This is a genomic window from Paenibacillus sp. FSL A5-0031 (assembly GCF_001956295.1).
GTDB lineage: Bacteria > Bacillota > Bacilli > Paenibacillales > Paenibacillaceae > Pristimantibacillus.
On the sequence record NZ_MRTD01000005.1, the window covers coordinates 326,046 to 338,458 of the forward strand.

The 12,413-nt window shown below is 43.3% G+C and carries 10 protein-coding genes; 6 read left to right on the forward strand and 4 right to left on the reverse strand.

Features of this window, described 5'->3' with window-relative positions:
• Positions 1-151: 151 nt before the first annotated feature.
• Positions 152-3,853, forward strand: a complete 3,702-nt coding sequence (locus BK120_RS11780) for an S-layer homology domain-containing protein (protein ID WP_076267679.1) — start codon at positions 152-154, stop codon at positions 3,851-3,853.
• Between the two features lie 154 nt (positions 3,854-4,007).
• Here BK120_RS11780 and BK120_RS11785 read toward each other — a convergent pair whose 3' ends face one another.
• Positions 4,008-5,519 (reverse strand): MFS transporter, encoded by a 1,512-nt coding sequence (locus BK120_RS11785; protein WP_076267680.1) that lies wholly within the window; start codon positions 5,517-5,519, stop codon positions 4,008-4,010.
• A 158-nt stretch (positions 5,520-5,677) separates the two neighbouring features.
• Between BK120_RS11785 and BK120_RS11790 the strand changes: the two genes are divergently transcribed.
• Entirely contained in the window at positions 5,678-6,496 is an 819-nt protein-coding gene (locus BK120_RS11790) for a MerR family transcriptional regulator (RefSeq protein ID WP_076267681.1), read from the forward strand.
• Positions 6,497-6,619: 123 nt separating this feature from the next.
• Positions 6,620-6,826 (forward strand): hypothetical protein, encoded by a 207-nt coding sequence (locus BK120_RS11795; RefSeq protein ID WP_076267682.1) that lies wholly within the window; start codon positions 6,620-6,622, stop codon positions 6,824-6,826.
• A gap of 112 nt (positions 6,827-6,938) precedes the next feature.
• On the opposite strand, the gene BK120_RS11800 is transcribed toward BK120_RS11795, so the two are convergent.
• Positions 6,939-7,295, reverse strand: coding sequence for a hypothetical protein (locus BK120_RS11800; RefSeq protein ID WP_076267762.1), 357 nt, complete (start codon positions 7,293-7,295; stop codon positions 6,939-6,941).
• 282 nt (positions 7,296-7,577) lie between these two features.
• On the opposite strand from BK120_RS11800, the gene BK120_RS11805 reads away from it, so the two are divergent.
• From BK120_RS11805 to BK120_RS35245, 3 genes are all read left to right on the forward strand, one after another.
• Positions 7,578-8,081, forward strand: a complete 504-nt coding sequence (locus BK120_RS11805; RefSeq protein ID WP_076267683.1) for a sigma-70 family RNA polymerase sigma factor — start codon at positions 7,578-7,580, stop codon at positions 8,079-8,081.
• Positions 8,078-9,316, forward strand: a complete 1,239-nt coding sequence (locus tag BK120_RS11810) for an anti-sigma factor (protein WP_076267684.1) — start codon at positions 8,078-8,080, stop codon at positions 9,314-9,316. The genes BK120_RS11805 and BK120_RS11810 overlap by 4 nt, the downstream gene beginning before the upstream one ends.
• A gap of 202 nt (positions 9,317-9,518) precedes the next feature.
• Entirely contained in the window at positions 9,519-9,662 is a 144-nt protein-coding gene (locus BK120_RS35245; RefSeq protein ID WP_179089783.1) for a hypothetical protein, read from the forward strand.
• 528 nt (positions 9,663-10,190) lie between these two features.
• Here BK120_RS35245 and BK120_RS11815 read toward each other — a convergent pair.
• A complete protein-coding gene (locus BK120_RS11815; protein WP_076267685.1) occupies positions 10,191-10,763 on the reverse strand; it encodes a TetR/AcrR family transcriptional regulator in 573 nt (190 codons plus the stop codon).
• A 60-nt stretch (positions 10,764-10,823) separates the two neighbouring features.
• The gene (locus tag BK120_RS11820; RefSeq protein WP_076267686.1) at positions 10,824-12,317 is read right to left on the reverse strand and encodes a cellulase family glycosylhydrolase; all 1,494 of its coding nucleotides are present in this window, start codon (positions 12,315-12,317) and stop codon (positions 10,824-10,826) included.
• Positions 12,318-12,413 lie beyond the last annotated feature (96 nt).

The window sequence follows — 12,413 nt, forward strand, 5'->3', positions numbered from 1 at the left end:
TTTTTCCATCACAGCTAAACTCGAAAGGACGATTGATTACAATTTTTGTGAATAAAAATAAAATTTCTTAATAGTTAAGGAGGTTTAATTTTACAATGCACTGTTATAGTTCTCATTGACTAACCATTTTACTAAGGGAGAAGGAAACGTAATGAGAGCAAAAGTATTACGCAAGACAATAGTAATTGCATCCATTATAACGTTGCTAGGAGGGGGACTACATACCGGCTTTGGTCAAAAAAACCATGTCTTTGCAGTAGATGAAGCATCGCCAAATATTATCGTTGAAGATTTTGAAGATGGAATCTCAGATGTGAAATTTAATCCTAAACGCATGTATGAGGCAACGCTGCACTTGGAGAACAACCAGAAGCATGTAAGAAATGGACAATATTCAGCTAGAATTGATTACGATATGATTGGCATCGTAGATAACCCTTCTCAAATTGAAGTCGGGTATAAAACAGGGAATATTCCAGTATCAGGCTACCCTACCAAAGTAGGCATGTGGGTTTATGGGAACAATGAAGGACATTTGCTAACGACAAAATTTAGAGATAAAGGCGGATCATCGTTTCAAGCAGAATTTTATGGTGAAAATCAGATGGGTGTAGACTGGTCTGGATGGAAATATATTGAGGCGGATGTGCCGCAGGGAAAACCAGGTCCGATCGTCCTTGAATTGTTTTTTCAATTGAAACAATCGAATATGAGCAAGAAAAATAAAGGCTCGATTTGGGTAGACGATATTACCTTTATCTATAAGGAACTTGATGAGGATAAAGAAGTTCCAACCATAAAACCTATAGCTCCTGCCCCAAATGAAGTATTAAACGCTCCGCTTGATGCATTGAAGGTTGAGCTGGACGATAACGGATCAGGTTTGGATCTGAATACATTATCTGTTCTTTTGGATGGAACGAATATAACGGATAAAGTGGATTATTCTGAAAATACAAAGGTATTAACCTATCCAGGTAAATATGTGGATGGCGGTTATCATGAGCTTGTGATTGAAGTGAAGGATAAGGTTGGTAACCCGGCAGGGAAAACATTCGCCTTCACAGTGAATGCAGGAGAACGATTGTTCATGACTGCTAACAAAGAAGCAATAAGCAATGAAATCTACTCTGTGCAAGTAGGTATCAAAGATTATTTGAATGCAGATCGTGCGGATTTTGCTTTAAATTATGATAAAGGTATCCTTCAAGTTGAAAGCATTACTCAGGCGACTGGAGTTGCCCTAACCTCAGATATTGATAATGAGCACGGGATGGTTAAAGTATCACTTAATAACGTAGCAGCAGCCCATAATGCCGTTACGGTTAACTTCAGAGTGAGCTCTCATGCTGCGCTGGAGCGTGGTGAAGCTTACAAGACCATAACCATGAGCAATACAAATCTAACAGCTGGCGAAGTTCAGACTAGCTCACCACTCGCTGCACCTATCCACTATACCATCGCATTTCCATATCAGCTGGAAATGACGGGAGTTGGTTTAGGCACGCCTTCTACATTTACAGTATTAGACCATGTGGGCAAGCCGTATGAAGGTGCGGACATTGTATTCATTGGATTATTAAAGCAAAGCTCAGTAGTTACCGTTAACACCGTAACGTCTAATGTATATGAGGATGACGATACGTCTTCTGAGGTATTAATGGTTGCAAAAGCTGGTGAACGTTACTATGCTTCTGCAAAAGCTGAAGATGGATTATTCGAAATTATTTTCGCAGATGGTCAAACAACAGGTTATATCTCTGAATCGGATGTTAGCAGTCAGTTATTGAACGGCAGCCTTGGTAAAACAGATGCTAAAGGACAATTAATGACAGACCTAACTACATTGGCACTTGGAACCTATCAGGTTCAAGCGGTCAACGGTGATAAGAACAGTAAGGTTGTCAATTATGAAGTCGTGGAGCAATACGGTACAGATACACCTCAATATGTTCAAACCTATGTGGCAGAAGATATGTCTTCTGAACTGAGCGCTGCTTGGCAAACCAAGCCAGACCAAACCATTACTTATCTTGAATACATTGAAGCGAGTGAATGGGGAACAGGAGAAAGCCCTGATATTAAACATGTAAAACAACATCAAGCTGAGAGTGAGCTTCAAGTGCTTAGTATGAAGGAAAATGGAACGAAGGGTGAAATCCGGTTTCATAATGCTCTGATTGAAGGTTTGAAAGCAGACACCGCCTACAAATATCGTGTAGGTTATGAGGGCAATTGGTCGGCATGGTATGAATATTCGACAGTGGATCAGAATAAAACAACACCGACCTCATTCTTGTTTATTACAGATTCTCATACGAATCAATCACAAGGCATACAAGCTTATCAAGAATTAATGACTAACGCTTTGAAACAACATCCATCAACACAGTTTATTATGCATGGCGGAGATATGGTTGATGTAGGCGGCGCTTTTGAAGAATGGCAAAAGTTCTGGCAAGCATCTGCGGTCTACGCAACAAAAATTCCAACGGCTCTAACATTGGGTAATCATGATGTGAAGAGTGAAGGGAAAGAAGTATTTACCAAAGGGGCGAATTTCCCAACGAACGGACCAGAATCTCAGCTTCAATATGCTTACTCTTATGAGGTTGATGATACTCATTTTGTCGTATTGAACTCAGAGGGTACAGAGGAACAAATGATAGATCAAGCAGCTTGGCTCGAAGAAGATTTAAATAAAAATGATAAAAAATGGACTATCGTTATGTTCCATCGTCCTGCTTACCATACAGAAAATGGTCGAGAAACCCTTGTTGAGTATACACAAACGTATTTTGCGCCTATTTTAGAAGAGAAAAAAGTTGATTTGGTTCTAGTAGGTCATGATCATGTGTATGCGCGTACCTATCCAATGCAAGATGGTAAGCCCAATAAGGATACAAATGAAGGTACCGTTTATCTTGATGGCGGTGCATCGGGCTGGAAATTTTATGATGGTACACAATATAATTATTTGAAACATATTTTTGATGAGGACGTGCCAGTATATTCCGCAATTGAAATTACTGAGGACGGGATTCATGTGGAAGCACGTACAAGTGCGGGTAATAAGATCGATGAGTTTACTGTCGTGAAAACAGCGGGAGTTGAGCCGACACCGACACCAACGCCAACGCCAACACCAACACCAACACCAACACCGACGCCGACTTCAACATCAGCACCAATATCGACGCCAACATCAACACCAAAAGCAACGCCGGCGCCAACATCTACACCAACGATTACGAAACCAGTCTTCAACGACAAGATCGATGTGGATGTAGTTAAAGCTATCGTGGAAAAAGAAAAATCTGCTCCCGCTTTAAAATTTACGGACGTCCCGGCATCTTCGTGGAGTGCTTTAGCAGTGGAGCGTGCTGCTAAGATGGGGATTGTAAAAGGCTATAGTGATGGTTCTTATCATCCGAATGAAAATGTAACTCGCGCCGAGTTCGCCACGATGCTTGCAAAAGCTTTTGGTTTAACGAATTCAGACGGTGCTTCCTTCTCTGACACCAAAGGGCATTGGGCCTCAGAAGCGATTGCAGCATTACAGGCTAATGGGATAATTACAGGTTATAGTGATGGTTCTTTCCATCCTAATCAAAAAATTTCCCGTGCTGAAATCGTTGCAATGCTAGCTCGTTTGACGAACTATGTTCCTAGTACAACCAATCCGTTCTCGGATGTAGTCGCGAACTGGGCTTCTGAACCAATTAATGCTTTTGCTAGTGCAGGTATCGTAAGCGGTAAAGGCAACGGATTGTTCAAACCAAATGAATCTGCTTCCCGTGCCGAGTCAGTTGCGATGATTATTCGCTTGTTGGATAAATTGCTTGAACAATAAGTAAAGTTAATGGAATTGTAGTGTTGCATAACCAAGGTTCGCCATCAGCATGTGAAACCCCGACCTTAAGAGGTCGGGGTTTTTGTTTGTAGGAATGGAATGTATCTTTAATTGCTCCACAATATAATCTTTTCATACCTCTTTATTCAGTACTTTAATGATTGTGTTGAACGTTTACTGAATGACTTTGTTTCGATCGATTTCCTATCCATAATATAACTAATGAGGTTATTGTAAAAAATACGGATAACCCCAGAAGTATGACGAAAAAGGATTGATCAAAAGCTAAGCGCCCAGCCGCTTTCAACGCTTCGGATGCCTGAACAGGCAACCCATCGGCAACCAACAGCGCTTCGTCCAGGCTGTCTTTTACATTGGCAGGAACCTGAAGTCCCTCGGGGATATTCATAGCGAGCGTATACACTAGACCAGAAATGCTTCCGATGATTGCAATTCCGGACGCCCCTCCGACTTCATAGGCCACTTCCTCAATTGAAGCCGCCATCCCCGCTTTTTCAGGCGGTGCATAACTCATGATCGAGTGAGAAGCTGCCGTCATTCCTGCTCCTAAGCCTGCTCCGAGGAGTGCTAGTCCGATCATTTGTCCAGCAATGCCGGAATTAAATTGAAAGACATAAATCATCGTTCCCAAAGCGGCAATCAGAAGAGCGAGGCCTTTGATATATATCACATTATAGCGATGCAATATCTTTCCGATCAGTGGACCTGCAATAAGAGCCGCCGCCGGTACGCTTAGCGTGATCAGACCCGCTTGCAGCGGACTCATTTCTACCACTAGTTGAAGTCGCTGAGTCACAATATACTGAACTCCGAGCTGTCCAAATAGACCGACTAAAGCTGTAATACATCCTGTCATAAAAGGAGATATTTTAAAGAGCGACAGGTCGAGCATCGGGTTTGGGCTTTTGAGCTGACGACGAATAAAGATAATCATTGCCACGATCCCGATAACGGCGGCAATTGCAGCAAGCATGGGGGACCCTTCGCGCTTTGCAAATTCTTTAATAGAAAAAACAATCGCCACCATGGAAATCATAATCTGAATGGAGCCGGTAAGATCCCACTTCGTATTCTTATTGCCTTCATGCTTCGGAACATATACCAGCGTCAAAACAAACGCTAAGATCGCGATTGGAACGTTGATCAAAAAGGCGGCACCCCACCAAAAATGCTCCATAAGCAGTCCGCCTACAAGGGGACCAATTCCTGCCCCTCCAGAAGCAATGGAACCCCAAATGCCGATCGCAAGTCCGAGCTCAAGCGGGTCGGTAAATGTGACTCTAATGATGGATAATGTAGCAGGCATCATCATGGATGCCCCAACAGCAAGGAGTACCCGTCCTACGACCAACACAGTCGGAGTTGGAGCAAAAGCCGCTAGGAGAGAAGTTGCCGTAAATACGAGCAATCCAAGGGCGAATATTTTTTTATGGCCGTAACGATCTCCGAGTGCCCCCATCGCCGGGAGCAGACCTGCCATTACAAGCGAATAACCGTTCAGAATCCATAATTTTTCCGATGCCGAAGCACCTAGGTCGTAAGTTAAGCTTGGCATAGCCGTATAAAGAATCGTCGCATCCATTACAATGAGCAAAAGTGCGCTTGAAACGACAGCCAGAACAATCCAACGGTTGATACTGTTCATCTTGCTTTTCCCTCCATGTCATACAAAGCTAGAAACCTTCTGGACTTAACTCTAAACTACAGGGTTACCCTATTGTCAAAGCCAATTTCATTAGGTAAAATTTAGCGATAATCCATTTATCGGTTTATAAGATTTTTAGACTCGGAGGAATATTCAACATGTCCGATATTAACGGTCGTTATCTCACGATCAGCAAACTGGCGAGCATAAGCGGGGTTACAAAGCATACCCTTCTTCACTATGACGAGATCGGGCTTTTGAAGCCTGAATTTATACATGTAAATGGATACCGCTATTATTCTCATCGCCAATCCTATATATTGGATATTATTAATGTGCTTAAGAAGGCTGGGAGTTCTCTTCACGAAATCAAAGGTTTTATCCAGAACAGGAACACTTCGAGTCTCATCGAGCTGTTTAATCAAAAGCATCGTGAATTGGAATCAGAGCTGCTTCGAATCAAACGGATGCAGGATATTTTGCAAAATGCCATTCAAATGACGAAGACATCGATGGAGACGTTGCGGGACAATCCTTCTATAGAAGAATGTGAAATGGAGTATTTAATCGCGACGCCGCTCGAAAAAGGGGACGAAGAGGAATTTGCTGTTAAGTTAAGTGAACATCGCAATTATTGTGAAAAACATTTTATCAATCACGAATTTCCGATCTGGGCGCTTATAAGCAAAGAAAGTTATGAATCCAGCACCTTTTCTTGGAGCCATGTAGCAAATAGGATTAAAGCGCCGATTTTGGGAGACAGAATGCTTATCAAGCCCAAGGGCTTTTATGCGGTTATGGACCATAAAGGTTCTTACGAAAGCATTTCAGAGGCTTGCTCCATTATTGAAAAATACATTGAGCGAAAAGGAATGAAAGTATGCGGGAATGTGTACGTAATGGATTTGATCAACTACTTCTCAGAGATGGATTCGGATAGCTATGTTGTTCGGGTCTCCGTTGAAGTTACTGATTAATACATGCTTGCGAATTTTGCGCCTAATGACTTCTAATTGATATAAAGTAAAAAAAATAGGCAACAATCTTTGAAGGATAGTATTTGATCTTGTCGAACTGCTTAAAATAAGGAGGGCGGCTTAATGCGGATCGATGATTTTATTGGACATGTAGTCGTTGTAGAGTTAGACTCAACAGTTACCTATGAGGGTGTTCTTCTTGATGTTAAAGATCCTGAATTCACAGATTACGTAAAAGTAATTAATGCACAAAGTACGGATTGGTTGCCGAGGCAAGAAATTTATAAAATTGTTCCGGTTTATCCAAAACGCTTTATATCTGAGGAATGAAATTAGAATGCAAATAATAAGCCATTTTAGCAATGTTAACGGGGCTAAGATGGCTTTTTTATATCCAGATTCATTAAAGTTTGAATAGTCGTTCGATTCCATATTATTTGGACTATCGTTCGTCAATGGCTTGAACAGCTAGTCTCAACGCTTTAAGTCTTCTTTCTAAGAGCGTTCTTTGTGGACTGCAAGGCTTCGACTTCATGTAACTGTTCTCAACGGAAGGGGTTAAACCCAAAAGAACATCGCGAGCTTCTACTAAATTTTCTTGTGTGTATAGATGAGGTTTTTGATTCCAGACATTCTCTAAAATAGCTAAGCCAATGCAAACAGCATTAAGTCGTTTCTTTACTAAGGTAGTATTTGCGCCACTCTGAGTCATCTGGGATAAGGCGTTCTCGAGTTTATTGATTGTAGATTGCAAAGATTTTATTGATTCGAACTTATCAGCATCAGATACATTTTCCATAGTTAACGTCCTTTCCTGATTCTGAATTGATATATTTGGTCCTGTCTCTAATAGCTCCTCTAGTAACATACTACAACATTAATGCAATTTCTAAAGTGTGTCTATCCTATCTCTTGATTGGAGGTATACAAGGGGAAAACGGAGAGCTACAACGGAATGAACCAGGACAATTTCTTAACATTTGATAATTGCACAACTACATTCTTCTGGACGACTTCCGTTTTTTTGACTGAAACTGTAACTTTAGTTCGTCTGATTCGTGATTAGGGCAGGGGGGAGAAAATGAAGGGAAACCATCTGGATGATATTTACCAGCTTTATGTGCAGGATGTCTATCGCTACTTGCGCTCCCTCTGCTACGACCATCATACGGCAGAAGATTTAATGCAGGAGACCTTTTACCGGGCATATCTTTATTTGGAAAATTGTCATGACGAGAAGATCAAGCCATGGTTATTCCGGGTTGCCTATAATGCTTATGTGGATTACAAGCGCAAGGAGAGCCGCACAACACTGCAGACCCCTGATTATTTTCAGCGTCTCGCAGATCATCATACCCCGGAGGATGAGCTGTTGCGTCAGGAGCGTTGGCACGAAATCGGGCGGTCTCTATCCGGATTGCCGGAAAATCAGCAGCAGGCGATGCTGCTCGTTGATTTTAACCAGCTTACGTATCAGGAGGCTGCAGACATTATGGATATCCGATTATCACATGTGAAGATTTTGCTGTTTCGAGCACGACAAGCGGTACGGGGGCAGGATAGAAAGGGGGAGGGATCAGAATGAGTGAGGATTTCAAAAGGAAGTTACAGGATTATGCTGATGGCAAGCTCACTAATGAAGAGCGTGAGGAAGTAGAGCGTGAAATGGAGAAGATGGAGGCTTATCAAGCTTATTTGGAGGAAGTTGTCACACAGTCAGATCAGGAGCTTTCCCGTGAGGGGGAGGATGGACAGACGACGCGTAATCGCATACCTTCATTGAAAGAAGCCGTTATTATCCGACGTGGCAAATGGAAGGCGCGGGTGATGAATGTCTTTACGGTACTATCAGTCCTACTCGTGTTGACTGTGATTAGTATGATTATTACTGGCGTATTTTATGGGAGCGGCACGCCGGACCGGATGAAGGCTTACCGGGATGTTGTGGAGTCAGCAGTCGCAGTTTCCCACCCCAATCTGAAGGTCAATATGAATGGAACAGGCAATGCTTTTTTTACAATGGACTTTACAGGTAAGCTGAATAAGAGAGTTGGTGACGAAGAGATTGCTGTAGCAGATTTTTCGATGCGGTTTCTGTTGAATCTAGCCTCGGCTCCGCAGATTACTTGGCAGGGGAACATTATACTGGGCAATAGTATTTTCTATCATCCCGATTATAAACTAACAAATCAAAGCGAACAGCAGGAGACTAACCGCCGGGAAGAGGAGCGCTTTAACCATAATGAGTGGGTAAAGCTCGAGAAGCTCCCAGAGGGAACTGTGGCAGAAGCTTATCTATCATTGGACCGGTTATTCTCGACAGATGAGCTATTAAAGCAATTCGAGCATAAGAACATGGAACCAGTCTGGTTCGCGGTGGATACCGGTCTTGATCCGAAGCAGGTGGATAGCGGTGGAGCCATTACAAATCCAGTGGGTTTTCCATATTTTCCGATCTGGCAATCAGATGATATGACGGTGGACTTTTACTCAGAAGAAAAGACGGGATGGTTCGGAAAAGTGGTGTCCAGTGGAGGATCTTATCCATCACTCGAATCCTATGGAGACGGGGAAAAGAGGAATGGCTACTTCAAGAAAACCTTATACATGCTACAGAAAAATAAAGGTATTTCAACCAAAGTAGCTCCTTTTCTAGAGTTAGATCACACAATCAATTATGTGGAAAAAAATGGTGTAAGGCTGTATGGAGCAGTTATTACCGGCCCGGTCAAAGAGCTGCTAAAGCTGCGTGAGGAGCCGTGGGTCAGAGATATAAGGGTTGGTGAAGTACAGCTATGGAACTGGCAATCGCGCGAGTAGGGTAGGAGATGTTAAAAAAGCAAGAAGGAGAAGAACGATGACCATCATCCAGTATCGTGAAGAGGTTCACTACGGGTTTATTCACTAACATATGGGTGATATGAAGCCATAGGAATCTAACAAAAAGATTGAAGGCTCTGCCGGGAATAATACCTGTGGCAGAGCCTTTATGTATTATAAGCTTAGTTGACAGCTGTTAACGTTGTCTCATTGGCATAAAGAAGAGCGGCAAGCATTGGATGAAGCTGGGCAAATCAAGACCGAAATCCTTTGGATAAACGAGGTGGCCGCTGGTTCAGCGGACGGGCAAATGAGGCTGTTCGGACTAACATTCGCTGAATATTGAATCAATTCTTCTTCTTTTTGAAAAAACCAAATAACACTGCAAAAATAATGACAACAATTAAGAAACCACTCAATGATAACACCCCTTTTTTGGAATTATAGCACGATCTGCACGATTGATAGAAGTGAATAAAAGCCAAGATTGGATATTGGATGACTTGGGAGGAAGGGCTGCTTAATGGGAGGGCTGAGAATATTGCACTGTCCGGCAGCAAGTGGAGCATGGCTGAGAGGATGTTCAAGGTGATTCGGGATTACCCATAACAACAATCACTCATGGTGTAACAACCTATTGCCTCTCCTCAACCAGCAAAAAAAGAAACCTCACGTTTTTAAAAAACGTGAGGTCCTCTACAATATGGAGAGGATTGCGGCAAAGGGCTGCAAGCCTCAAGTTTATATTTCAAAAGGGCTCACGAATGTAACTTAATATTTGAAAATGAAGAGAAGATGATAGGGATATTGCGTCTCGATTACAAATGATAGAGATACCGTCAACAATCTTAGTCTTCTCTTAACAAAGCGAAACTTAATATTTTCTCAATAGCGCCGGAAGAACGAAAGCATTGATCGTCTCATGCAAATGCTCGCTTGTGACAGCTTCCGGGTGCTGGACCACATAGATACTCGCACTTTCTAACATACCGAGTAAGCAGGCAGCTGCGAGCTCGAAGTTCAGTTTGTTTATTTCTCCGTCATTATGACCCTGGCGGAGGACACCAGACAAGAAGACGATATAATTCTGCTTGATTACACCGATCCGCTCCAATATATCTGGCTCGATTCCGTTCGTAATCTCGTTAGAGATAATATGAATAAGCTCACCGTATTGTAAGAACAACTCGATATGCTTGCTAACGATTTTCCGGATTTGCTTATCGGCGGTCTCGTCTTCCTGCAGCACGTCCTCGATTTTCTCCATCAGCATTTGAAGTCCGTCAGTCACGATTCTCTCGAACAGCTCCCCTTTGCCCGAGAAATGATAGTAAAGCGTGCCCTTAGCTACGTTGGCTTCTTTGGCGATATCGTCCATGCTCGTCTTGTGATAACCGAATTCGGAAAAAAGTTTGATTGCGGCATCGATAATTTTATTTCTGCTCACCTTACTATCGGTCCCTTCCTAGGTATTGATTTTCCCTAGAGTATACCATATGTCGGGGAATTAACCGATTCTCAGCGTCCTTCTTCCTCCACCTGAATGCTGCAAGCAAAGATAACCCGCTGTCGATCCTTCTAAGCCAGACCATTCATATCCACTCTCAGCGGAGGTTAGCATCAAGTCTGCGGACTGCATGGCTTTGATATCCGGAAAATAGATTCTCGTCGGTACGTCGACGCCGGCATCCTCATCCCACTCCATCTCGAAACGGTTGTAATTGCGATCATAGGAGTAGCTTAAGATTTTCCCGGCGACGGCTGCAGGAAAGCCGCGGCACACGCCGTTAAAGGAGCTGAACTGATCCATCTCGGGGTACAAATAACACCAGTAAATATCACCGCATAACAATCGTTCAAAGTTTTTCTGAACATCAAGACACGCTTGTTCCGCCAAATGGGATTCGCCGTAAGCTCCCCATTCCCCGATGACCATCGGCATGTTCAGCCTGTTCTGGGTTTGTGCGTGATTTTCGAAAATAAAGTCTATACGACGGCTATTAGCAACGTGCACGTAATCGGAATCTGTAACCAAATCGTAGCCATGCGGCGCATACGCTTGCTGATCATCTGGTTGGCTGTTTAGCCCGACGACTGGTTGGATCGAACTGGTCACTCCCAGATTAGAAAAGTAATTCGTTTCAAGAAACAGAATTCGGTCAGGATCGGCTTCGCGAATGGCTTGGCCTGTCTTCTGGAAAAAGGGAGAGAGCACATCCCGTTCGAAAACGACCTGCGCAGGTGCAGTCGCATGCATGACTTGGCGGTAAACATCGATAGAATCCAGCAAACTTAGTGCCTGCAGCTTCTTCTCGGGATCGAGCCATACGCTCAGTAGCTCTTCCATATTAGGGGGGAGCTGTCCCGTTAGTTTTGCTGCCTGTTCTCCGTATGCAGCAAACATGCCTTGAACCATTTCCTCGACTTTGGAGCCGATGAAGGGTTCGTTCATCATATCGTATCCGATGAGATTAGGCTCGGCGCGAAGCCTTTCGACGACGAAACGCCAAGCCGATACGTAATGATCCTGTAAGCCGATGCCATCGGAAGCAGGGGTGTTGTTCCAGAAGTGGTCGAATGCAGTTTGAACTGCCCGGTCGAACAGATACGCATCGCTCCAGAGATCGGTTCGGGCATACTCATGGTTGTCGATCAATGTGGCCCATGCAGGGGCGCCGTCCGCATATAGCGAGCTATACAAATCTTGGTGCATATCGAGAATGACGTAGAGGCCGTATTGATCGGCGAGCCGTATCATCTCCCGGACGTTATCTACGTATTGACCATTGAATTGTCCTGGCGACGGTTCGATTCCGTCCCAGATAATTCCCAGCCGGATGACGTTGAATCCCCATTGCTTTAATTTTAGAAAATCCGTCTGTGTCCAATCATCGATATATCCTTTTTCTTTGTCCTTACAAACCATGCTAATGCCGTGAAGAATGACTTGGCGTCCTTGAGCATCAATGAAACGAGAGCCTTTTGTTGTCATGCTTTTCATATGAATTCCTCCCTTATTTAAAATTGTACTGACTAGTCAGTTTAATCTTAAAGGGTGGATACCGGGAATGTCAATCTGAAATTGAAAGAAAGGTTA